Here is a 23,723-nt window from a genome sequence, read left to right as displayed (position 1 = left end):
TTTTTAATCCTTATCCTTGCTGTTAACAAAGTCCGGTTTCACATCGTTCAGCTCATCATCGGTAATATCAAAGCCCCAGTCATCATCGTCATCTGACATATAGCCTTTTGGATCTACTCTTACCGCTACTTTTGTTTCACCGATAATTTGCACAACAAATTCACGTTCAACATCGACGGCAATTTTATTTCCATGGCCGGAGATTTCACATTCCAGACAATTTGGCTGCTGAACGACCTTAGCTATAACATCGTAATCATCATTGATGCTTTTATCGTCTTTAACAGACAGCGGGACATAATCGGTATAGGTCACACGCTCAGTAACAACATCTGTTTTGGTATTATCGTTATAAGAATACCAGATATTAATGTCGTAGCTGCCATGGATTTCAACAGTGTCCTCTGATTTTTTCTTAGCATTATATAAATGATTAATCACCCAGCAGCCGAGTATACTGGAAGGTCTATGTGATGCTGCGACATGGTGCGTTGCCTGCGTAAATTTCTTGCCTTTTCCGCATACTGCTTTCGTAATAATTTCTCTATATTCGTGATCTAGAAATGACATATCTTCGCTACCTCCTTTTTCTCATAGTCAGTTTATGCAAGACAAATACCTAAGGTGCATAATGAATTTAATATGAGGGGGCGAAGATAATCAGGCATGAAAAAGCCGGACAGGAACAATCCCATCCGGCATTAATCATTATTGTTGATTCGATGAATTGTTTTCATGCTTCGTTCCGGTTTCCCCTGAGAGGAGATCACCGCCGGTTGAAGTAATCACGTCGTTTGTTACTTCCCGGGATATCGTTCCGGATACTAGCTGAAGCACGTCGTTTACGACTCCCTGTGTTTCCTTAAATTCCTGTACAATTGGAATTGCATCAACTTCGGCGTGCAAACGGTCAATTTCTTCTTCTACATTTTTAAGAGCCTCTGTTTTTCCATACGCCTGAAAGTTAACAGCCTGTTTCTGCAATGTTTTTATTTTCCGGATTAATTGCTGTACTTTTTTATTATCATTAATTTTGGCTTCAACTTGTTTGAAACGATCAATTTCTTCTGTATTTGCAAGCATGTTAGCCAATTTTTTGGCTTCATCAAGTATTTCTTGACGTGTGTAGTCTGCCATATTATTTCACCTCAGCTGCAGTTTCTGCCATAACACCGTTTAATGACCATGTTCTGGTTTCCGTTATGTGAACATCGACAATTTTACCAACGGACGATTGTGGTCCTTTAAAGTTAACCAATTTATTGCGTTCTGTATAGCCAGCCAGCACATCCGGATCTTTTTTGCTTTCACCTTCAACAAGAACTTGCACAACTTTATCCTTATATTGTTTCATTGATTCGGCGGACTGTTTGTTGACAAGCTCATTCAAGCGATAGAGACGCTGTTTTTTCACTTCTTCAGGTACATCATCCTGTTTTCGTGCTGCAGGTGTTCCTTCACGTGGTGAATAGATAAAGGTAAATGCCGCTTCAAAACCAACTTCTTCCACCAGTGACATCGTTTCTTCAAACTGTTCTTCAGTTTCATTTGGGAAGCCGACAATAATATCAGTTGTCAGTGTAGCGTTAGGCATAGCTTCCCGGATTTTTCTAACGAGTTCCAAATACTCTTCCCGCGTATATCTGCGGTTCATTTTCTTAAGAACCTCACTGCTGCCTGACTGGACGGGCAGATGGATATGATCAAGCAAGTTGCCTCCCTGGGCAAGCACTTCAATCAGGCGGTCATCAAAATCCCGCGGGTGCGATGTTGTAAAGCGGATTCTCGGAATATCAATCATATGCAAATCATCCATTAAGTCACCGAGGCTATAATCGGAGTCTTCAAAGTCTTTGCCATAAGCATTGACATTCTGGCCAAGCAGTGTAATCTCTTTGTACCCCTGTGCTGTCAAGTGACGCACTTCCTGGATAATGTCTTCCGGAAGGCGGCTTCGTTCTTTCCCGCGGGTCATTGGTACAATACAGTACGTACAGAATTTATCGCAGCCATACATAATATTGACCCATGCTTTGATTTTGCCTTTTCGTGCCTTTGGAAGGTTCTCAATAATATCGCCTTCCTTGGACCATACTTCAACAACTTTTTCTTTACCGAACATAGCTTCTTTCACAAGGTGCGGCAGACGGTGAATGTTATGCGTCCCGAAAATCAAATCAACTTGCGGGTGTTTTTTCATAATTCGGTTGACGACTTTTTCTTCCTGTGACATACAGCCGCATACACCAAGAATCAAATCCGGATTTTCCCTTTTCAACGCTTTCAAATGGCCAATTTCACCAAACACTTTGTTTTCGGCGTTTTCCCGGATTGCACATGTGTTCAATAAAATAATGTCCGCTTCTTCTTTATCATCTGTTGATTCATATCCCATCTCGGACAGGATTCCTGCCATTACTTCTGTATCATGTTCGTTCATCTGGCAACCATATGTACGTATCATGAATTTTTTGCCTTCACCGATATTCTCCATATCTTCCGGGATGCCAAAATCATAATGAACTTCCACATCGTCACGACCGCGTTTTCTGGCTTTACTCAGATTTGGCGGTTCATATGTCGTTTCAAAATATTTAGTGATCAAATCGTCACTGGATGTATTTTTCAACCGTTCAATATTAGCCGCATCGGATTTTATGTCCGTGGGATTATCGGTCTGTCTTATTTGTGATTGCTGTTTTCGTTGTTGTTCGTTCATAGCCGGACTCCTTTCTTATCTATTGTAAAATGAAAAATTAGTAATTGATATACCCATACATTATTACATTATAAATGCTGGAAGCGAATTAAACAACACAAAAAAAGTGCTGCGCGAATGCACAACACTGAAAATGACATAATTATCTCGGTTCAATAATCAATTTAATAGCTGTCCGTTCTTCTTCTTCAATCATAATATCGGTGAAAGCCGGTATACAAATTAAATCCACTCCGCTTGGTGCGACAAACCCCCTGGCAATTGCGACTGCCTTAACGGACTGATTCAAAGCACCGGCACCGATAGCCTGTATTTCCGCTGAGCCTCTTTCCCGTAAAACGTTTGCAAGTGCACCTGCTACTGAATTTGGGTTTGATTTTGCTGAGACTTTTAATACTTCCACTACTAGTACCTCCTTAAATTACTATTGTAGTTCTAATGCTACTATATTCTTGGAGATGTCAGCTTATTACCTTATTATGCACTAATAATTCTAAACATTCAAATAATCAACAAAATAACGGCTGAAATGTTTACTTAAAAGACGACTCAGTCCATAAAGGGATGATCATCATTAATTAATATACGCTCAATTTTGCGAGCGCTTCCTGTATGGTCATCAACTGTTACTAATACCCCATTCATTTGTGTTCTACCCGTTTCATCTATTTCAAAACGTACAGGCAGGCTTGTCAGAAATTTTTTCATAACAGCTTCTTTTTCCACACCTAATATCGCATCATATGGGCCCGTCATACCGGCATCAGTTATATAAGCTGTTCCTTTAGGCAAAATTCGCTCATCAGCCGTTTGCGTATGTGTATGTGTCCCCGCTACCGCACTTACTTTTCCATCCAAATACCAGCCCATTGCCTGCTTTTCACTGGTCGTTTCAGCGTGAACATCAACAAAAATGATATTTGTACGCTTTCTGGCTGTTTCAACCAATTCATCCATTTTGCGGAAAGGATCATCAATAGCAGGAAGAAACGTACGCCCTTGTACATTTATCACTGCTACTTCCGTTCCGTTTAGATTAATAAATACAATACCTTTTCCCGGTGTCCCTTCCGGAAAATTTGCAGGACGCACCAAATTATTCGCCTCATCAATAAACTCAAATATTTCTTTTTTGTCCCATGTATGGTTCCCCATCGTGATCACATTGGCGCCCCACTCAAGAAATTGTTTATATATCTTTTTATTAATGCCTTTGCCGGCGGCTGCATTTTCACCGTTAATGATGGTCATGTTGGGATGATATTTTTCTTTCAGCTTTGGCAAATACGTCCGAACCATATCTCGGCCCGGAGAGCCTGTTACATCACCAATAAATAAAATTTTCATTCTTTTCACCCTCGTATCTATTGAAGTATTGATAGTGTTACATAATCACATGCCTCTGTAAAGCGAAAAAGCGGCTTCACAGCCGCTTTTTTGCTTATTTTGCATATTCTACTGCCCGTGTTTCGCGAATAACAGTAACTTTTATATGTCCCGGATATTGTAGTTCACCTTCGATTTGTTTGCGAATATCACGCGCAATTCGAACAGAGTCAATATCATTAATCTCATCAGGTTTAACCATAATTCTTATTTCCCGTCCGGCCTGAATAGCAAATGACTTCTCTACACCGGAATACGACTCTGAAATCTCTTCCAGTCGCTCGAGACGTTTAATATAGTTTTCCAATGTTTCGCTTCTTGCACCAGGTCTGGCAGCTGACAGTGCATCGGCTGCTGCAACCAGTACTGATATGATAGAAGTTGCTTCTTCATCACCGTGGTGAGATGCAATCGAATTGATGACAACCTCATGTTCTTTGTACTTGACTCCAAGTTCTTTGCCAATTTCAACATGGCTTCCCTCTACCTCATGATCTACTGCTTTTCCAATATCATGAAGCAAGCCGGCTCTTTTCGCCAGTGTTTCATCTTCGCCTAATTCTGCAGCAAGCAGTCCTGAAAGATACGCCACCTCAGTTGAATGGTTCAGCACATTCTGACCATAGCTTGTCCGGTATTTTAAGCGGCCGAGAATTTTAACCAGGTCCGGATGGAGTCCGTGTATTCCAACATCGAACGTCGTTTCCTCTCCCACTTCACGAATATATTCGTCAACATCGCGTCTGGATTTATCAACCATTTCTTCAATCCGTGCGGGATGGATTCTTCCGTCTTGCACCAGTTTTTCAAGAGCTATACGAGCAATTTCACGGCGGATGGGATCAAACCCTGACAACACGACTGCCTCTGGTGTATCATCAATAATTAAGTCAATACCAGTCAATGTTTCCAATGTCCGTATGTTACGTCCTTCACGACCAATGATGCGTCCCTTCATTTCATCATTTGGCAGATTGACAACGGACACGGTTGTTTCCGCAACGTGGTCTGCAGCACAACGCTGCAGGGCTAGTGAAAGAATGCTTTTAGCCTTCTTATCAGCTTCTTCCTTAGCTCGATTTTCAGCTTCTTTAATCATTAATGCTGATTCGTGATTGACCTCTTGCTCGACCCGTTCTAAAATAACCTGTTTTGCCTGCTCGGTCGTATATCCGGAAATCCGCTCAAGCTCTGTTTGCTGCTCATTAAGCATCGCTTCCACTTTGCTTTCCATTTCTTCAATTTGTTGTTGTTTTTCTGTAAGAGATTCTTCCCTTCCTTCCAGCGTAGTTTCCCGCTGATTAAGTGTTTCGCTTTCCCTGTCCAGATTTTCTTCTTTTTGCATCAGGCGATTTTCCTGTTTTTGAACTTCCAATCGCCGTTCGCGTAAGTCATCTTCAGTCTGCTGGCGAAGATTATGGTTTTCGTCTTTCGCCTCAAGAAGTGCTTCCTTTTTGGCAGCATCTGCATTCCGATGTGCTTCATCCACTATTTGTTTAGCTAAATTTTCCGCACTGGTTATTTTAGCTTCTCCAATAGATTTACGAATCAGATAACCAACAACAATACCGACGATCAGGATTACGGCAAGCAAAATGGAGATGATTAAGGGATTATCCATGATTTCACCTCCTATTGCTATAAAATTGTACAAGTGATTCATTATTGTCGGCATGTACAGTGTTCGATAATAGAGGTTGTTCAAAAAATCCGGCAAATATAAAACACCGGCCAGCAAATCTTCATCTAACCGCCGATAGGCTTTGAACCAGTCAGGTCAGCCCCTCTCCGACTTTTTGAACATGCAACTAATAAATAACTTATCGTATAATATAATAGAAAATTATACAATTTAATTTTACTGTTACCACTAACCAATGTCAAGAAATCGTAATAGTCCTTTCTGAATAACATTAAGTATACAAGCGATTTTCTTTCGCGAAGCCAGAACAGGATGCTAAACTGCGTAAATACACTTGCTACAAAGATTGCGAAAAGGGCTTAAACTAAAAATCCTTTACCGGGTGACCGGTAAAGGATTATAGAAGCAATTACGCATCAAGGCTGCCCTTATTGGCATCTTCTTCTTCTGTTTCTTCTTCAGGTGTCTCATCCAGATTATAATGCCCGCGCACAGCTTGTTGTACTTCGAGCCTGATAGTTTCATTTTCTTTGAGGAACTGTTTGGCGTTTTCCCGCCCTTGTCCAAGCCTCTCTCCGTTATACGAATACCATGCACCGCTTTTTTGGACGATATCAAGATCTGATCCGATATCGAGAATTTCACCTACTTTGGAAATCCCTTCACCGTACATGATATCAACCTCTGCTTGCCTGAAAGGCGGTGCAACTTTGTTTTTAACAACTTTTAATCTTGTTTTATTACCAACCATTTCATTTCCTTGTTTAAGCGTTTCAGCACGCCGTACTTCCAGCCTGACAGAGGAATAGAATTTAAGAGCCCGACCGCCCGGAGTCGTTTCCGGATTTCCGAACATCACGCCGACTTTCTCTCTGATCTGGTTAATGAAAATAGCAGTCGTTTTAGACTTGTTGATGGCGCCGGATAGTTTTCTGAGAGCCTGAGACATCAAACGTGCCTGCAGCCCAACATGCGCATCTCCCATTTCGCCTTCAATTTCTGCTTTAGGAACCAGGGCTGCTACTGAATCCACTACAATAATATCAACAGCACCACTTCGAACCAGTGCTTCAGCTATTTCCAGAGCCTGTTCACCGGTATCAGGCTGTGATAAAAGTAATTCTTCAATATCAACACCCAAGGCTCTCGCATATGTCGGATCAAGCGCATGTTCAGCATCGATAAAAGCAGCTTGTCCGCCCTGCTGCTGAGCTTCTGCAATAGCATGCAGTGCAACCGTTGTTTTACCGGAGGATTCCGGACCGTAAATTTCCACAACGCGCCCTCTTGGATAACCGCCAATTCCTAAAGCTACATCTAAGGCGAGCGAGCCGCTTGGAATTGATGCAATCTTTTGACCTTCCTGTTCACCCAGTTTCATAATAGAACCTTTACCGAACTGTTTTTCAATTTGTTTCAACGCCATATCTAAAGCTTGTTTTCTATCTGACAACGCGTTTACCTCCCTATAATAAATGAGCTAGTTTCATCATACTCTTTTTTAAAAGATTTGCCAAGGAAAAAAACGAATAAATGTTCCCGTATTTTCAGGCACCTTTTAAATCAAAAAAAGGGTTTTAACACATAACGAGACAAGAATATTAAATTCTCCGTGCTTTAATCCATCAATAAATTCATTTTAACAATTTAAATAAAAGTTCATAACCCTTTAAAACTGTCCGTTTTCGAATCGCCTGGCGATCACCATGAAAATTAAATTTTTCTGTCAGCTGTTTTCCTGATTGATCATATACAGCAATAAAGACTGTGCCTGGTGAATGGCCTTCTGATGTATCAGGTCCTGCCACTCCCGTAAAACTGATTCCGATGTCTGCATCCAGCAATAATCGAACATTTTCAGCCATTGCATCGGCACACGCTTTACTGACAGTCCCTTCTTGATTAATGATGTCTGATGAAACATGCAGCACCTTTTCTTTTACTTGAGCATCATAGCAGATAATTCCGCCACAGCAGACATTTGAAGCGCCCGGAATTGAGATGAGCCTATCCGTGAATTGGCCCCCCGTTAAGCTCTCAGCAGCTCCAATTGTTAAATTGTTTTTTTTCAGCAAGGCAGAAACCTCTTCAGCCAATGACCTGTCATCATCACCGTAATAATAAGTGCCTGTTCTTTTAAGAATTTCTTGTTTTGTACGGTTAATGACTGCAGCTGCTTCATTGTCAGAATCAGCTTTGGCAGTCAGTCTGATTGCAACACCTTCACTTTGTGCCAATGGAGCTATCGTCGGATTGGTTTGTCGCTTGATCAAATCACTCAACTCGTGTTCAAGAGTGGATTCGCCAATCCCTATAAAACGGAGCATAACCGATTTTATGACACTGCCGCCTCCACTCTGATTTTTTAAGCGGGGCAGCACACTGTCAGTCATCATTCGTTTCATTTCCCGCGGCACCCCGGGTAAAAATATCCAAGTCTTCCCCTCATTTGAAACAATCATTCCTGGTGCCATTCCGGTCTGATTTTTAATAACATCGGAACCGGCAAACACACGGGCCTGTTTTTTGTTATTTGGCGTCATTTCCATTTCGCGCGTTTCAAAGAATGATTCAATTTTGTTCATGGATCGTTCATCTTCAATGATTTCCATGTTTGTTATTTTCTGAAAGGCTTCACGGGTCAAATCATCTTCTGTCGGACCCAGCCCTCCCGTGATGATAATGATATCAGAGCGTTCGCCGGATACACGAAATTGATTTTCAACACGCTCAAGATTATCACCGACAACGGAATGATGATGGACATTCACCCCAATTGAAGCCAATTCATCAGAAATCCATTGGGCATTTGTATTCGCAATTTGTCCCAATAACAGCTCTGTACCAACTGCAACAATTTCAGCGCTCATATTTTTCATTATTTTGAATCCCTCATTACATGCCAGTTTTTTGCGAAATAGTCATAACCGGACAGAATCGTAAAGATTAAAGCCGCATACAGCATAATTAGCCCAAACGGAATACCAATAAAGGAAAATGGGAAGTTATGAAGCAGTAATAACGCAATCGCAATCATTTGGGTGGCTGTTTTTAATTTCCCCATACTTCCAGCTGCAAGCACAACTCCCTCACCCGCGGCAACAAGCCGAAGCCCTGTTACAGCAAGTTCTCTGCTGATGATGATAATGGCTATCCATCCAGGAGCTGCTCCTTGCTCTACAAGTAAAATGAGTGCTGCTGCCACAAGCAGTTTATCTGCCAGCGGATCGAGAAATTTCCCCAAATTTGTAACCAGGTTATATTTTCTTGCATAAAACCCGTCAATCCAATCAGTTGCTGCTGCAATAATAAACAACAAGGCGGCAGCAAGGTGAGAAAAAGGTAACACCCTTTCACCAATATGCCATTCGCCCCAATTGAACGGAACAGAAAGCAAAATGATAAAAATCGGGATTAATAGAATTCGCGATAGTGTGATCTTGTTTGGTACGTTCACAGCTTTTCCCTCCTGCATATAAAACCCTTCCCTGGATTAGGAAGGGCTGCTGTAAATAACTTTCTTTTAATCGGTTATTCCTCAGTTTGGTTAATGTTAACCCAAATTTTTTGAAACACTTCTTCTTCAGGATTAACAGGATATTCTAACGAGACATCGTCAATCGTTATATCCAATGCCGGCGCATTCCCAACACTGAACCATACCCTGTCCGTTTCGGATAAATCCACTTCAACCGGTGAATTTTCAGCAGTGACCATACCTGAATGCAAACTTTCGCCAGCGTCATTTTCAACTTCCAGCCAGGATTCACCCGTCACTTCGATTGTCGCAGAAGGATTGTCACTCGCGTTCTCAAGTGTCACTGTCGATTCGGGCGAACTTCCTGTCCCTTCTTCATCCACAACGAACTCAGGTGCCGGTTCTTCTGAGTCAGACGCATCACTCTGTTCATCACTATTCTCTGACTGGGAGGTGCTTCCTTCACCCTCACCTGTGCCATCGTCTGTTTGCTCCTCTTCCTGGCTGCCATTATCCGAATCCCTGATCACTTCATTATCATCTTGTGTTTCCACAGGTTCTGTACTATCTTCAGTCATTGTCCCCTGATAAAAAAACCATATGACAAAAATGATACCTACCACCAGCAACGCCACTATAACAGTTGGGATTATCGAAAATACCGATGACGTTTTACTTGGTCTTTCATCTTTGCGTGACCGTTGAATATGTGAATATGGTGCTGCACTATTGTCTTCTGATTGCGGCAAATCTTCTTTATATTCCTCGAGTATTTCATTAGGATCCAGACCCACTGCTGAGGCATATTCTTTAATAAACGCACGGGCATAGAAATTCCCCGGCAATATTTTAAAATTTTCCTGTTCAATTGCTTCGAGATATCGTTTCTGTATCTTTGTTGTTTCCTGTAAACTTTCCAAAGACAAATCTTGCTCTAACCTTGCTTCTTTTAGTCTTTCACCAATCCCCATGCATAACACCGTCCATTTAGAAAACTTGGCTTATCACCGTCCTTGTACGGCATAAGTCTTGCTGTACTTATACAGGCAGGGATTATATACCATTTCCTGTCTGCTAAAAATCAAACATCGAAAAACCATCTTCCTGAGCAAATTGATTAACCGGTTCATATGTAATTTCTTCATTTTCGTCTGTTCGAAGTTCAATGATATAGTCAAAGTCATCCAATTTATAATCGGTTGTTTGGACAAACGCATCAGGATGTTCAACAACTTTGACGGACGGAAGCTGCATTATCTCCCGTATAAGCTGCCAATGTTTTTCATTAGATTGCCGTGCTGAGACCATCCCATCAATGATATATAAGTTATCCTTGCTGTATTCACCTTTAATCAGTTCATTTCTGATCGTCTGCTTAAGCAAGGTGCTCGATACAAACAACCATCTTTTATTGGCACAGACGCTGGCCGCTACAATAGATTCAGTTTTTCCGACACGCGGCATCCCCCGTATGCCGATCAGTTTATGACCTTCCTTTTTATAAAGTTCAGCCATAAAGTCCACTAATATTCCCAATTCATTCCGGACAAACCGGAAAGTTTTGCGGTCATCACCTTCACTCTGGATATATTGGCCATGCCTGACTGCAAGTTTATCACGGAGTTTCGATTTTCGCACTTTTGTAATTTTTATTGTGTCCATCGTTTGCATAATTGATTTCAATCGCAGTATTTGTTCTTCTTGTTTGGCGAGCAGCAGCATACCTCTTCTTGATTTTGCCACACCGTTAATCGAAATGATGTTAATGGAGAGCATTCCCAATATAGAAGAAATATCACCCAATAACCCCGGTCGATTGTACTGTATCTCATATTCAAGGTACCATTCTGTCTTCTCCATAGTAAACCCCTTTTATATGCATGCTGTGATGTGAATCAACACTTCATATTACTATAATAAAGTATTTTACATACGAAAAAAAGAGATTAATGCAATAAACCATAAAAAATAAAGAAGCTGCGTCGTTGGACAGCTTCTTTATTCTATGGTTAACTCATGAATTTCCCTGATTTTGTACGAGTTTCACCATTGCACTTGCCAGTGCATGTCTTTCCTCGTCAGATCCGGCATTCCATATTTCCTGTAAAACAGCCTCTTCACTATTTTTGGCACTTGTATTGGACGCCAGATAGTCTCCAACTTCGTATGCCATGTTGGAAATGGTCTTTTGTCCCATTCCCTGGCTCTCAGCCTGTTGAAGTCTGTCAGCCAAAAAAGCTTTCCATGAGTCAAAATTATCAAGAACGGACATTTCAACTGCCTCCCTCAAATTTTTTTCATGGATAGTTTCTGTTATATAGGGTTATTTATGCATGCCATTTATGAGCGCCATCCACCGCTGACATGTATTATTTCACCATGAATATAATCGGCGTGTTCACTCATCAGAAAAGCGACAGTATGCGCAACATCCTCTGGCGTGCCGGGTCTGTTAGCCGGAATATCAGAAATGATTTTTTCCTTTTCCTCTTGAAGCAGCCCTTGATTCATCTTTGTGTCAATAAATCCCGGACTGACAGCGTTCACAGCTATACCGGAGGCGGCCGACTCCTTTGCCAGGGCTTTCACAAAGCTGTTTTGCGCGCCTTTCACCGAAGAATAAACGACTTCATTCGCCGCGCCGGTTTCTCCCCATACGGAGGTGATCAAAATGATTCTCCCTTGTTTCCGCTGAATCATTGATGGCAATAATTGTTGCGTTATTAGCCACGGCGCCTTCACATGAAGTGTCAGCATCATATCCATCTGGGTTTCCTCAGTATCCTGAAATAGCCCGTAATGTGCTGTGCCGCCAGCAAAAATAATCGCATCAACAGGAAATACAATCTGGCTGATTAGACGATTAATGCCATCATCTTGACTCAAATCCGCCTGAACCTCCATCAATATTGATTCCTCGTGTAATTTATCGCGGTTTGCATACATTGCTTGTTTATTTTGATTATAATGCAAAATCAACTGATAGCTTTCTCCGGCAAGCTGTTTGGCAACAGCTGAACCAATGCCGCCGCTCGCACCAATAATCAGTACATTTTTTCTCATTGAAACCCCTACCCGCTTACGATTTTGCATTCTGCTATACGTTCATCGTCAATCCAGTTTCGAACAAATGTGTTGAAATCATCACGTGTTAAGGACTGAATAAAAGGTATAATCGTGAAGAAATCAACACCGGCGATATCGTAGTGAATAAACTGACTCGCCATGAACTCGAGCGAATTCATTGACCTTAATAATTGTCCGATTTTCTTTTTCTTCATCCGTTCGATTTCTTCAACCGTAAATGCAGTCTGTTTAGTCGACTGCAACAATTCCCGGACTTTAGCTGCGAACTCTTCCGGTACATTTGTATTCCCGCCAATCAATGTGAAGCCAAAATTTTTCTCCAAGGTCGTATCAAAATAAAAGCTTCCATCGATCAGCTGTTCATCATATAGCTGCTGATAAAATTGCCCGCCTTTTGAGAAATAAAAATCTGCAACCATACTCTGAAGCAAATCCTTTTTCAAAAAATCTTCCCCGGTGAGTTCGGAAGATGACTCTTTAATGCCGATTGTACATTTCGGAATTGATACAGGCATATTTATCGTCATTTCTTTTTCAAAAACCGAATCAGGTTCCTGTGGATATGACCGTTCAATCTCCGTCATTTCAGCAAAGCCTTTGGATACCTGATTCTGTTCGATCAGATTCAATATATGCCTGAGGTTAAAATTACCCGCAATAAACAATGACATATTTTCAGGGTGATAAAACGTATTGTAGCACGTATATAAATCATCTTTTGTAATCGTATAAATGGAGTCGACGGTTCCCGGTATATCAATCCTGACCGGGTGATAATGAAACATGGCTCTCAATGTGCCGGTGAATGCCCGCCAATCCGGTTGATCATTATACATTTCAATTTCCTGTGCGATAATGCCTTTTTCTTTTTCAACGGATTGTTCTGTGAAATACGGATTTTGAACAAAATCGAGCAATGTTTCAATGTTTTCTTCGATATGATTCGTGCTCGCAAATAAATAAGCTGTTTTGGTAAAGGAAGTGTAGGCGTTAGCCGATGCTCCCTGCTTGCTGAAATCGGAGAATACATCGCGATCTTCTTTTTCAAACATTTTATGTTCAAGAAAATGCGCCACGCCCTCTGGGACCGTAGTTTGATCTGTGCCATCGATCGGGACAAATGTCTGATCGATTGATCCATAATCAGTCGTAAACAATCCGTATGTTTTTGCCATTTGCGGTTTAGGGAGTAAATAAACAGAAAGCCCGTTATTTAATTTTTCCTTATAAATTTCTTCTCCAATATGGTCATAAGTGTATTTATTCATCCATATCCCCCCTTGTCAGTAAATAAACCGTATCTAACTCAAGTTTTTCTGCCACTCTAATGACGTCTTCCTTACTGACAGATTTAATACCTTCAATCAGCTTTTCGGGAGGCCGTTCTGCACATCCCACCACCTGCTGATACATGAGTTCTACCATCCCTCTTGCACTGTCCATAGTCTCAAGCAGCTGATTGATGATTAATTGTTTCGTATCAGCCAGTTCATTCTCGGTAAAATCACCATTTTTCATTGCTTGCATCTGCTCTTCAATAATCTCCCGCGCCTGCTCATAATCATTTGGGGCAATACCGCTAAAAACAAACAATAAACCTTTGTGACTTTCAAATCTTGAAGCCGCATAATAAGCAAGGCTGTTTTTTTCTCTGACATTGATAAACAATTTGGAACTGGGGAATCCGCCAAATAATCCGTTAAAAACATGTAACGCAAAATAATCGTCATTCTGAAAAGATATATGTGTCCGGTACCCAAAATGCAGTTTCGCCTGCTGCACGTCCTGTTTTTCAATGATTGTACGTACTTCTTTATGCTGATCCACTGGTTCTTCCTCGTGCGGCAGTCGATTATTAACATCTTTTCGGGTAAAAACGGCTGAAAGTTTATCTTCAATCTTGTCAGGGTCTATATCGCCTGAGACATAAATATCCAGTTCGTCTTCTTCGAGCATTGACTGGTAACAGGCATACAAATCGTCAGGTGTGATGGTTTCCAAGTCTTCTTCGTAACCCTGGATGTGCAATTTATAGCGTTCATCCTTGCACATCTCATCAAGAATCCGCATATTGGCCAATCGCATTTTATCATCGGCAACGCCATTAATTTTTTGTTTAAGCGTTTCTTTTTCTCTGTCAACAATCGATTGAGGAAAAATACCATGTTCGCGTTTGGGATTAAAAATAACTTCATTAAATAGAGTGATCGCCTCATCCATAATGGCAGCTTCATTGGAGATAAATTTCTGGTTGGCCGTCTCAAGACGAATTGTCATTATATGATTGTTGCCTTTCTTAGTTCCGTTCATTGACAAGAGGGCCCCGTATAAACTATCCAGCTTTTGCTGAAGGGCAATGCGATCCGGATAGGATTGTGTCCCCTGTTGCAATACATGCGGATTAAGGCCCGCTGTGTGATCGTATCACGTGACAATGGCGCTTTAAACTTAGCCGTAATGGCAATTGTTTTAAATTTTTTGGTTGGTATAAAATGAAAGTTTGCCCCATTTTTATTCACTGTTTTTTCGTAAATCTCTTTCACTTCAGAATCCTCCCTTATATAAGCCGCACTAATCCGTGCCTTATTTAGTGTGGATCATCTGCGTTATATTATAGCAAAAACCTGAGCTGCTTTTCTTCAAACAACTCAGGTTGATTTTAAAAATGTCACATTAACGTGTGCCTTTTATATACGGTTCACCATTAGCTCTTGGTGCTTCAGCACGACCAATGAACCCTGCCAAAGCCAGGATTGTTAAGACATAAGGGGCTATCAGCAGGAATACTTGCGGTACATCTTCAAGCAACGGCACACCACCGCTGATGACACTCAAACTCTGCGCAAAACCAAAAAACAGTGCGGCTCCCATTGCCCCAAGCGGATGCCATTTTCCAAAAATGACTGCTGCCAGAGACATAAATCCTTGACCAACAATTGTGGCGTGAGAAAAATTCAAAGCGATTGTTAAAGCAAATACCGATCCGCCAAGACCACCGAGAGCTCCGGATAAAATAACAGCAATGTAGCGCATTTTATATACACTTACACCGTTCGTATCAGCAGCCATCGGGTGTTCCCCAACAGACCGAAGTCTGAGGCCAAATGGTGTTTTATAGAGGACATACCACGCAACAAAGGCTAAAACGATGGCTAAATAAGAGCTTAAATAAATACCCTGGAAAAATATCTCCCCGATTATCGGAATCTTTGAAAGCAACGGAATATCCTGGGTGAAAAATTGCTGAGAAACCATGTCGGTTTGTCCTTTTCCATACCATTGCTTTGTCAGGAAAACACCTAACCCAAGCGCCAAAAAGTTAATCGCTACACCACTGACGACTTGATCAGCACGGAATGAGACGGCAGCGACTGCGTGAATAAGTGAAAATATTGCTGATACAATCGCGGCGACAATAATCGATACCCAAGGTGTCCAGCCTCCGAATACATCGGCAAAGGCAAGATTAAACACAATACCAACAAATGCGCCCATAACCATGAGACCTTCGAGCCCGATATTAATAACACCTGACCGTTCACTGAATACTCCGCCCAAAGCTGTGAATATCAATGGAGCTGAAAAGAAAAGTGCTGGTGGAATAATAGACTGTAATAGATCAACAAATCCCATTTATTTCCCCTCCTTTTTAAAGCGAAGTAAGAGCCAGCGAATAATATAGCCTGAGGCAACAAAGAAAATGATCAGTGCAATAATGATATCAACCAATTCAGTCGGCACACCGGCTTCAGTCGGCATATTTAAGCCGCCAACCTTAAGCGAACCAAACAATATGGCCGCCAGCACGACACCGATAGCGGTGTTAGCACCTAACAATGCTACAGCAATCCCGTCAAATCCAAGGTTATTGAAACCCGATTGCACGGACATGTAACCGAATGTGCCAAGTCCTTCCATGGCACCTGCCAATCCAGCAAATGCGCCGGCAATGACCATTGATAAGATAATATTCCGTTTAACGTTCATACCTGCATATTTCGATGCATGTTCATTAAAACCAACTGACTTGAGCTCATATCCCAGAGATGTCCGTTCGATGATGAACCACATGATAACAGCTGTAAATAAGGCAATGAAAATACCATAGTGCATGCGTGAGAAATACGTCATATTTTGAAACCATTCTGATGCTAGTGATGCTGTTCCTGCGACATCCGGTGTTTTATCCTCATTATCGGAAAGAACATTTCGGACAATTGCATTGGCTGCATATAAAGCCGTGTAGTTTAACATTATTGTGACAATTACTTCATGGACACCCCGGGTTGCTTTCAAAAGACCAGGGATAAAGCCCCATACCGCGCCCGCTAATGCAGCAACGATTACCGCAAGCGGTAAATGAATAATCATCGGCGCTTCAACTGTTGTACCGATCCATACTGCAGCAAGCCAGCCTACAATAACCTGACCTTCTGCCCCAATATTCAGGAGACCGGATCTGAAAGCAAACGCCACAGCCAATCCGGTAAATATGTACGGGGTCACCTGCCTGACCGTTTCCCCAAAATAGTATATGTCGCCAAAAGCACCATTCCACAATGCTGCATAACCTTTTATGGGGTTATAGCCAAATCCAAGCATTATCAGTGCACCGGCAACTAACCCAATCAGTGCCGATATAAGCGGCACGAGTACATTAAAAAGTTTATTGGTGTTCACTCCTGACCACCTGCTTTCGCTTTCGTGCTTCCAGCCATTAGCAACCCTAATTCATTTTCCTCTGTTTCCTCCGGTTTTACTTCGGCAACATTTTTGCCATCAAACATAACAGCAATCCTGTCGCTTAAGTCCATCACTTCATCCAATTCAAAGGAAATTAACAAGACAGCTCTCCCTTTATCCCGTTCCTCAATCAGCTTATTATGAATAAATTCAATTGCCCCGACATCGAGTCCCCTTGTCGGTTGGGCTGCTATTAACAGGTCTGGAGAACGGTCGATTTCCCGGCCAATAATCGCTTTTTGCTGATTTCCGCCGGATAAAGATCGTGCGCTTGTATAAACGCTTGGCGTTCTCACATCATATTCATCAATCAGTGTCTCAGCTTTTTTATAAATTTCTTTATAATTAAGTGTTTTATATTTTGAGTAAGGTTTCTGGTAATACGTCTGAAGAACCATGTTTTCACCAACGGAAAAGTCAAGTACCAATCCATATTTTTGACGATCCTGAGGTATATGGCCAATGCCGCTTTCCGTCACTCTCCTGGGTGAAAGATTTGTGATATCTTTACGATTTAGCAGGATTTTTCCTGAGTCTGTCTTTTGCAGTCCGGTAATCGCTTCTATCAGTTCTGACTGGCCATTTCCATCAACACCGGCCACACCAAGAATTTCACCGGAACGGACTTCAAGATTCATACCTTTGACCATTTCAACTTTCCGTTTGTCTTTGACCGTTAAATTTTCAATCTTCAGCACATTTTCTTTTGGATCAGCGGGCTGTTTGTCAATCTTAAAGCTGACATTTCTCCCCACCATCAGCGAAGCAAGCTCGGTTACGGACGTCTCAGACACATCTAACGTATCAATTCCTTCACCTTTTCGGATAACCGTGCATCGTTCGGCAATCTCCATTATTTCCTTAAGTTTATGTGTGATTAAAATGATCGATTTTCCTTCGGCTGTCAGTGACTGCATTATATCCATCAATTCTGTGATTTCCTGTGGTGTCAAGACAGCGGTTGGTTCGTCGAAAATCAGGACTTCTGCACCACGGTAGAGAGTTTTGAGGATTTCGACCCTTTGCTGCATGCCAACTGATATATCACTGATCTTGGCTGTGACGTCAACACGCAATTTATATCTGTCTGACAGTTCCTGAACCTCTTTTTCCGCTTTTTTTAAATCAATTTTTCCATAGTTTGTTGGTTCGCTTCCTAATATGATGTTTTGTGTAACAGTAAACGGTTCCACAAGCATAAAGTGCTGATGGACCATCCCGATTCCAAGCTCATTTGCAACATTGGGGTCAGTAATTTTTACCGGTTCCCCATTTACACGTATTTCACCCTTTTCGGGCTGATACAATCCAAAAAGGACGTTCACCAATGTTGATTTTCCAGCTCCATTTTCCCCCAGCAGGGCATGAATCTCACCTTTCTTTAATTGCAATGTTATATTATCGTTTGCCACAACACCGGGAAATTCTTTACGTATATCCAGCATTTCAACTACATAATCCACGTGTGATCACTCCTTTGATTCTAACCAGGTGTTATATATCAAGCTGCCAATATAAAAATGTTTTTTATAAATTTAATTGCTCTTTAAACTTCGTAGTTGATGTAAACTGCGACGTACTATAATAAATGTTTGATTCAATGAAACCGCTCCGGAAATACACGCCGCTTTCCGCGGGCGGCTGGTGAGCCTCCTCGAACTTCGTTCTGCGGGGTCTCACCGATACCTTTGTTCCCGCAGGAGTCGTCGAGTATTTCCTCCGCTGGCGCCGCGCTTTATAATCTCATTATTTTGGTGCTTAACTAAACCTCACTTGTGAATGTTGATTGGAGTAGAGGGCAGTCGACTCCTGCGGGAAAAGCGGGCAGCTGAGACCTGAGCAGGAAGCGGAAAGGTTCAAAGGCTAAGAACGCCACGTCAATAGCCAACGCCTTTGTGACCAACATCTTGTTGGCCCGAGGCTGAAGCGTTGCCCTAAGGTGCGCGACTGCCTGGAACGGAAATCAACATAGCACTTACGTCGCATGGATTTTGTGTCACAAACTATAATATTTTAGAAAACAGGCAATTTAAAATTCCCAAATGAAAAGGGCTGAGAAGTGCTTTTCATTTGAAAATCTTAACTATTCACATTTCACCTCAGAAGAAAAAGACTGGCCTATACCAGCCTTTTTCTAAAGGGTTTAGGATTTACAGTGAGTTTAAATATTCATCCAATTCATCATGTGTTTGTGGTACTTCTACTTCGCCGTCGATGATTTTTTGTTTCCATTCATCAACTGCCTGAGCAATGTCATCGGTATATGCTTCTTCGTTCGTATCAGCAAGTCCGACACCTTCGTCTTCAACACCGAATTCGAGGACTTCATTGCCGGGGAATTCCCCTTCCATTGCCATGTTGCTTACTTGCTGAACAGAGTTGTCAACACGTTTGATCATAGAGGTTAGTGTAACATTATGATCACCGATTGCCCCTTCTTCATGCTGGTCACGGTCTACACCGATAACCCAGACTTCGCGCTCCGGATCATTATTTTTAATGTCTTTTGCTTGTGCAAACACCCCGTTGCCTGTTGCGCCTGAAGCATGGTAGATAATGTCAATATCATTGTTGTACATATTGGAAGCAATCAGTTTACCATCGTCCGGCGCATCGAAAGCCCCTGCATATTGTACTTCAACTTCAATATCAGGATTAACCGTTTTAGCCCCTGCTACATAACCGGATTCAAATTTATTGATCAAGTCGGAATCCGTACCACCGACAAACCCTATTTTATCTGTGTTTGTTTTATTGGCAGCTGCAACACCTGCCAGGAAAGAGCCTTCATGGTCGGCAAATGTAATGCTGGCAATATTGTCACCTTCTACAACCGAGTCAACTATAGCGAAATTAGTATCAGGATATTGTCCGGCAACTTCACTTATTGCATCTTCAAGTTTATAACCAATACCAAAAACCATATTGTAGCCTTCACGTACGAGGCGATTTAAGTTTGGCTGATAGTCCGAATCGTCGTTTGATTGGGCGTAATCAAATCCTTCACCTTCTTCAAGGCCATGTTCTTCACCCCACGCCTGAAGACCTTCCCAGGCAGACTGGTTAAACGATTTATCATCCACGCCCCCGACGTCGGTTACCATCGCTGATGAAAAGTCAGATGATTCTTCACTTGATTCACTGCTTTCACTGTCTGAAGAACCACTTTCAGAATCACTACCTTCCCCTTGAGAATCATTACCGCCGCCACAAGCTGCCAGTAGCATTCCGACAGTCAGCAACAAAGCAAACAATAATAGAAATTTACGATTTTTCATGAACTTAATGCCCCCTTGTTAAATTAAATAAACCCAAATAAAATTAACTGCAGCAACTCTTTCTAATTTGCAGTCATCACCTCCCCAAGCAAAGTATGAAACCATTTACATACGTTTTCTTAAAACATGGAAGCTAAATATATCAGGGCGAAAGAAATTGGCTGAATACAACACTGGTTCATCAGAATCAGTGTAGTGCATTTGTTTTAAAAGCAATAATGACTGATCAGGATCACATTTTAAAATTTCATAGATTCTGTCGTGGTAACCAACAGGCTCAATATAGGTTACCGCATAAGCTATTTCTTTCCCTGAAAACTCCTCCATTAATTTGAAAATTGAATCAGCTTTATGAACTCGGTCCAAAGGTATCAATCCTTCAGGCAATTTATCGATGCAAAAGACAACAGGTTCACCGTCAGCTGTCCTCACGCGTTCAACCTTTGACAGTGAAGAAACATTCTTTGGTGCAAATTTAAGCCGTTCATCCTCTGTTGCCTCCAGAAATTCAGTTGAGAGAAATTGTGATCCTGCTTTTTTTCCAGACTGTTCAATCATATATGTAACACTGTTCAATTGTTCAATCCCCGATGAAAAAATTGGCTTGGGATTGACAAACGTCCCCACACCATGCCGCCGTGTTACAATATTTTCTTCTTCCAGAATACGTAAAGCTTCGCGGAGAGTAGCGCGGGAGACACCTAATTCTTTTGAAAGCTGGAATTCAGAAGGCAGCTTTTGTTTTGTTTTGTATTTGTCACTTTTAATATCGCGTTTGATTTGGTCGATAACTTGTAAGTATAAGTGTCGCGAATCTATTCTCAGCGACATGATGTCCCCCCTTGTAAATCTACAAATTGTTAGTTATGGATCAGTATATTAGAGATCTGACATCTGACGTATGACTAATCAAATAGTTCGAGATAAATATAACATGTTCTATGATATAAATAAATAGATATAGGTAAACTTTCATAAATTTTTAAAGAATGATAGTTTTACAAACGACCCGATACTAATTTAAGAAAACGGACATTCCCCAAGATAGGAATGTCCGTCAATAGATTTGTTATGAGGTTCTTTCCTCGCTCGGTTGAGAGACAAGTACTTGACGCGGTTTACTGCCTTCATAGGGGCCGACGATACCATGGTCTTCCATCGCATCAATCAGGCGTGCTGCCCTTGTGTAGCCAATTCTGAAGCGTCTCTGCAGCATGGATACGCTGGCACTTTGCATTTCAGTGATCATTTGTACAGCATCATCATATAGCTCATCATCAACATCTGAAACTGCTTCACTCGTTTCTTCAGGGATCATTTCTTCCTGATAAGAAGCTTTTTGTTGTTCGATACAGTGATCAACAATCCGCTCGACTTCTTCATCTGACAGAAACGCCCCCTGTACTCTTGTAGGCTTGGATGAGCCTACCGGCATGAACAGCATATCACCGCGTCCCAGCAGTTTTTCTGCTCCTCCTGCATCCAGAATGGTTCGTGAATCTGTTGCTGAGGAAACGCTGAACGCAATCCGTGATGGGATATTAGCTTTAATGACACCTGTAATGACATCCACTGACGGTCGCTGGGTTGCAAGAATTAAATGAATACCAGCTGCCCGCGCCATTTGGGCAAGTCTTGTAATAGCATCCTCGACATCATTGGAAGCAACCATCATTAAATCCGCCAGCTCGTCTACTAATACAACAATATATGGAAGATTGGGCTGCTTTTCCTCCTCCGAAGCAACTGTTTGGTTATACTTCCGGATATATTCGTTGTAGCCTTCAATGTTGCGCGTGCCTGTTTCTGAAAACAACTCATATCGCCGTTCCATTTCAGAAACCACTTTTTTCAAGGCGCGGGATGCTTTTTTCGGGTCGGTTACGACGGGTGTCAATAGATGCGGAATTCCGTTATAAACATTCAACTCGACTTTTTTCGGATCAATCATCATCATTTTGACTTCGTGCGGTTTGGCACGCATCAAAATTGTCGTGATAATCCCGTTGACACAAACACTTTTACCGCTTCCGGTTGCCCCGGCAATAAGCATATGCGGCATTTTACTCAGTTCAGACACAATCGATTCCCCGGAAATATCGCGGCCAAGTGCAAATAATAGTTTTGAAGATTGATTCGATGTTGACGTATCCAGCACTTCCCGCAACGATACTTGGGCGATTTCCTGGTTAGGTACTTCAATGCCGACTGCTGACTTACCCGGTATTGGTGCTTCAATGCGAATATCCTTCGCGGCTAAAGCCAAAGCTAAGTCATCATGTAAGTTGACGATTTTACTTACTTTAACACCAGCCTCCGGATACACTTCATACTTTGTAACAGCGGGGCCTACGTGCACTTTTGTGACTTTAGCCTTTACGCCAAAACTGTCGAAAGTTCTCTCCAGTTTCCTTACTGTCGCCTGAATCTGTGATTTTTCCTGCTGCTGTGAATTTTGCGTAGGCTCAGTTAACAGATTTGGTGATGGGAGTTCATATTCATGATTCTCCGCTTCTGTCATTGGCAGCGGATCTCCTTGTCCTTCTTTTGTTTCCGTTGCTTCTGGATTATCAGTATTTGCTTCGCTGTGTGTCTCATCAGTACCGGTGTCATGAGTACTGAACGAATAAGCCACATCTGTAAAATCCTGAATAACAGGCTCGTCATACCCGCCGGTTTCCTGTTGTGGATCCGGCGCATCGCGAGTATTATCCTCTTGATTTGGCAGATGACCTGCGCGAGATGATCGAAGTCGTTCTTTTATTGAAGTAAACAAGTTACCGAATCGTTTACTGCTTTTGGAAAAGAATTGTCCAAGTGAAAACTCCGTCATAAATATAATACCTATTAAAATAGAAAACACAGATACTATCTTGGCACCAACAGAAGAAAACAGATAATAGCAAAACGTAAATAACAGACCGCCAATCATCCCGCCGCCGGTTTGAAATCCACCACCAGCTCCATCAACATAGGCAAAAAACTGGTCCCACGTTGCCGCGAGAATTGATGTTTCTTCAGACGAAACAAGCAATCTTTCATATGTCTGTATGTGGGTAAGCAATAATACGCCGGTAAAAATAATATAAAATCCTATTAATTTTTTATGGGAAAAGTCAGGATATCGCCGCTTAACCATTAAAACAATACCTGTTACAAGCAAAAATATGGATGCAATAAAATACCAGATTCCAAGAAAGAACCGAAAAATATATTCCAGTCCGCCTGGTATTGCGCCATCACTGATGGCACTGGCACCACTGCCGAAAATAGCAAGAAAAATAAACAGCAGACCAAGCAGCTCATACTTCACTTGTTTATTTAGCTGGCTTTTCTTTTTTCTTCTTTTTTTCTTGGCCACTTCTTTCACCTCACTTACATATAGCATGA

Annotated in this window: 21 protein-coding genes; all 21 read right to left on the bottom strand. The window is 41.7% G+C overall.

Going from position 1 to position 23,723, the window contains the following annotated elements; translation table 11 throughout:
- Nucleotides 1–3: 3 nt before the first annotated feature.
- Entirely contained in the window at nucleotides 4–570 is a 567-nt protein-coding gene (locus AOX59_RS02720; RefSeq protein ID WP_068441473.1) for an outer spore coat protein CotE, read from the bottom strand.
- Nucleotides 571–708: 138 nt separating this feature from the next.
- Nucleotides 709–1,137: a YlbF/YmcA family competence regulator gene (locus AOX59_RS02715; protein ID WP_068441469.1), complete on the bottom strand. Its 429-nt coding sequence runs from the start codon at nucleotides 1,135–1,137 to the stop codon at nucleotides 709–711.
- 1 nt (nucleotide 1,138) lies between these two features.
- Nucleotides 1,139–2,719: a tRNA (N6-isopentenyl adenosine(37)-C2)-methylthiotransferase MiaB gene (gene miaB / locus AOX59_RS02710; protein WP_068441467.1), complete on the bottom strand. Its 1,581-nt coding sequence runs from the start codon at nucleotides 2,717–2,719 to the stop codon at nucleotides 1,139–1,141.
- 142 nt (nucleotides 2,720–2,861) lie between these two features.
- The gene (locus AOX59_RS02705) at nucleotides 2,862–3,122 is read right to left on the bottom strand and encodes a stage V sporulation protein S (protein WP_068441464.1); all 261 of its coding nucleotides are present in this window, start codon (nucleotides 3,120–3,122) and stop codon (nucleotides 2,862–2,864) included.
- Between the two features lie 146 nt (nucleotides 3,123–3,268).
- The gene (locus tag AOX59_RS02700; protein WP_068441460.1) at nucleotides 3,269–4,066 is read right to left on the bottom strand and encodes a TIGR00282 family metallophosphoesterase; all 798 of its coding nucleotides are present in this window, start codon (nucleotides 4,064–4,066) and stop codon (nucleotides 3,269–3,271) included.
- A 94-nt stretch (nucleotides 4,067–4,160) separates the two neighbouring features.
- Complete coding sequence (gene rny / locus AOX59_RS02695) at nucleotides 4,161–5,726, bottom strand: ribonuclease Y (protein WP_068441457.1); 1,566 nt, start codon at nucleotides 5,724–5,726, stop codon at nucleotides 4,161–4,163.
- A gap of 430 nt (nucleotides 5,727–6,156) precedes the next feature.
- Complete coding sequence (gene recA / locus AOX59_RS02690) at nucleotides 6,157–7,200, bottom strand: recombinase RecA (protein ID WP_068441454.1); 1,044 nt, start codon at nucleotides 7,198–7,200, stop codon at nucleotides 6,157–6,159.
- A gap of 181 nt (nucleotides 7,201–7,381) precedes the next feature.
- Nucleotides 7,382–8,626 (bottom strand): competence/damage-inducible protein A, encoded by a 1,245-nt coding sequence (locus tag AOX59_RS02685; protein WP_068441450.1) that lies wholly within the window; start codon nucleotides 8,624–8,626, stop codon nucleotides 7,382–7,384.
- A complete protein-coding gene (pgsA, locus tag AOX59_RS02680; RefSeq protein WP_068448101.1) occupies nucleotides 8,626–9,204 on the bottom strand; it encodes a CDP-diacylglycerol--glycerol-3-phosphate 3-phosphatidyltransferase in 579 nt (192 codons plus the stop codon). Before pgsA ends, AOX59_RS02685 begins: the two co-directional genes overlap by 1 nt.
- A gap of 74 nt (nucleotides 9,205–9,278) precedes the next feature.
- Nucleotides 9,279–10,196, bottom strand: a complete 918-nt coding sequence (locus tag AOX59_RS02675) for a helix-turn-helix domain-containing protein (protein WP_068441447.1) — start codon at nucleotides 10,194–10,196, stop codon at nucleotides 9,279–9,281.
- Nucleotides 10,197–10,299: 103 nt separating this feature from the next.
- Nucleotides 10,300–11,085, bottom strand: coding sequence for a DUF3388 domain-containing protein (locus AOX59_RS02670; RefSeq protein WP_068441444.1), 786 nt, complete (start codon nucleotides 11,083–11,085; stop codon nucleotides 10,300–10,302).
- A gap of 154 nt (nucleotides 11,086–11,239) precedes the next feature.
- Complete coding sequence (locus AOX59_RS02665; protein ID WP_068441442.1) at nucleotides 11,240–11,497, bottom strand: DUF3243 domain-containing protein; 258 nt, start codon at nucleotides 11,495–11,497, stop codon at nucleotides 11,240–11,242.
- 68 nt (nucleotides 11,498–11,565) lie between these two features.
- Entirely contained in the window at nucleotides 11,566–12,288 is a 723-nt protein-coding gene (gene ymfI / locus AOX59_RS02660; RefSeq protein WP_068441439.1) for an elongation factor P 5-aminopentanone reductase, read from the bottom strand.
- Nucleotides 12,289–12,296: 8 nt separating this feature from the next.
- Nucleotides 12,297–13,580, bottom strand: coding sequence for an EF-P 5-aminopentanol modification-associated protein YfmH (gene yfmH, locus AOX59_RS02655; protein WP_068441435.1), 1,284 nt, complete (start codon nucleotides 13,578–13,580; stop codon nucleotides 12,297–12,299).
- A complete protein-coding gene (gene yfmF, locus AOX59_RS02650) occupies nucleotides 13,573–14,703 on the bottom strand; it encodes an EF-P 5-aminopentanol modification-associated protein YfmF (protein WP_335338771.1) in 1,131 nt (376 codons plus the stop codon). The genes yfmH and yfmF overlap by 8 nt, the downstream gene beginning before the upstream one ends.
- Before the next feature lie 282 nt (nucleotides 14,704–14,985).
- Nucleotides 14,986–15,945, bottom strand: coding sequence for an ABC transporter permease (locus AOX59_RS02645; protein WP_068441432.1), 960 nt, complete (start codon nucleotides 15,943–15,945; stop codon nucleotides 14,986–14,988).
- Complete coding sequence (locus tag AOX59_RS02640) at nucleotides 15,946–16,992, bottom strand: ABC transporter permease (protein WP_068441429.1); 1,047 nt, start codon at nucleotides 16,990–16,992, stop codon at nucleotides 15,946–15,948.
- Nucleotides 16,989–18,518, bottom strand: a complete 1,530-nt coding sequence (locus AOX59_RS02635) for an ABC transporter ATP-binding protein (RefSeq protein ID WP_068441426.1) — start codon at nucleotides 18,516–18,518, stop codon at nucleotides 16,989–16,991. The genes AOX59_RS02640 and AOX59_RS02635 overlap by 4 nt, the downstream gene beginning before the upstream one ends.
- A 687-nt stretch (nucleotides 18,519–19,205) precedes the next feature.
- Complete coding sequence (locus AOX59_RS02630; protein ID WP_068441423.1) at nucleotides 19,206–20,333, bottom strand: BMP family lipoprotein; 1,128 nt, start codon at nucleotides 20,331–20,333, stop codon at nucleotides 19,206–19,208.
- A gap of 105 nt (nucleotides 20,334–20,438) precedes the next feature.
- On the bottom strand, nucleotides 20,439–21,164 hold the full coding sequence (locus tag AOX59_RS02625; protein WP_068441420.1) for a GntR family transcriptional regulator: 726 nt from the start codon (nucleotides 21,162–21,164) through the stop codon (nucleotides 20,439–20,441).
- 238 nt (nucleotides 21,165–21,402) lie between these two features.
- Nucleotides 21,403–23,694 (bottom strand): FtsK/SpoIIIE family DNA translocase, encoded by a 2,292-nt coding sequence (locus AOX59_RS02620; RefSeq protein WP_068448099.1) that lies wholly within the window; start codon nucleotides 23,692–23,694, stop codon nucleotides 21,403–21,405.
- Between the last annotated feature and the right edge of the window lie 29 nt (nucleotides 23,695–23,723).

It is taken from the genome of Lentibacillus amyloliquefaciens, from assembly GCF_001307805.1.
Lineage (GTDB): Bacteria > Bacillota > Bacilli > Bacillales > Amphibacillaceae > Lentibacillus > Lentibacillus amyloliquefaciens.
The sequence above is the reverse complement of the archived record's forward strand: the minus strand, read 5'-3'. Positions and strand labels throughout refer to the sequence as shown.

Bases quoted from the DNA above. Each gene is read 5' to 3' on its own strand.
- AOX59_RS02720 (WP_068441473.1), bottom strand. From the start codon at position 570: ATGTCATTTCTAGATCACGAATATAGAGAAATTATTACGAAAGCAGTA.
- AOX59_RS02715 (WP_068441469.1), bottom strand. From the start codon at position 1,137: ATGGCAGACTACACACGTCAAGAAATACTTGATGAAGCCAAAAAATTG.
- miaB (WP_068441467.1), bottom strand. From the start codon at position 2,719: ATGAACGAACAACAACGAAAACAGCAATCACAAATAAGACAGACCGAT.
- AOX59_RS02700 (WP_068441460.1), bottom strand. From the start codon at position 4,066: ATGAAAATTTTATTTATTGGTGATGTAACAGGCTCTCCGGGCCGAGAT.
- rny (WP_068441457.1), bottom strand. From the start codon at position 5,726: ATGGATAATCCCTTAATCATCTCCATTTTGCTTGCCGTAATCCTGATC.
- AOX59_RS02685 (WP_068441450.1), bottom strand. From the start codon at position 8,626: ATGAAAAATATGAGCGCTGAAATTGTTGCAGTTGGTACAGAGCTGTTA.
- AOX59_RS02675 (WP_068441447.1), bottom strand. From the start codon at position 10,196: ATGGGGATTGGTGAAAGACTAAAAGAAGCAAGGTTAGAGCAAGATTTG.
- AOX59_RS02670 (WP_068441444.1), bottom strand. From the start codon at position 11,085: ATGGAGAAGACAGAATGGTACCTTGAATATGAGATACAGTACAATCGA.
- AOX59_RS02665 (WP_068441442.1), bottom strand. From the start codon at position 11,497: ATGTCCGTTCTTGATAATTTTGACTCATGGAAAGCTTTTTTGGCTGAC.
- ymfI (WP_068441439.1), bottom strand. From the start codon at position 12,288: ATGAGAAAAAATGTACTGATTATTGGTGCGAGCGGCGGCATTGGTTCA.
- yfmH (WP_068441435.1), bottom strand. From the start codon at position 13,580: ATGAATAAATACACTTATGACCATATTGGAGAAGAAATTTATAAGGAA.
- AOX59_RS02645 (WP_068441432.1), bottom strand. From the start codon at position 15,945: ATGGGATTTGTTGATCTATTACAGTCTATTATTCCACCAGCACTTTTC.
- AOX59_RS02630 (WP_068441423.1), bottom strand. From the start codon at position 20,333: ATGAAAAATCGTAAATTTCTATTATTGTTTGCTTTGTTGCTGACTGTC.
- AOX59_RS02625 (WP_068441420.1), bottom strand. From the start codon at position 21,164: ATGTCGCTGAGAATAGATTCGCGACACTTATACTTACAAGTTATCGAC.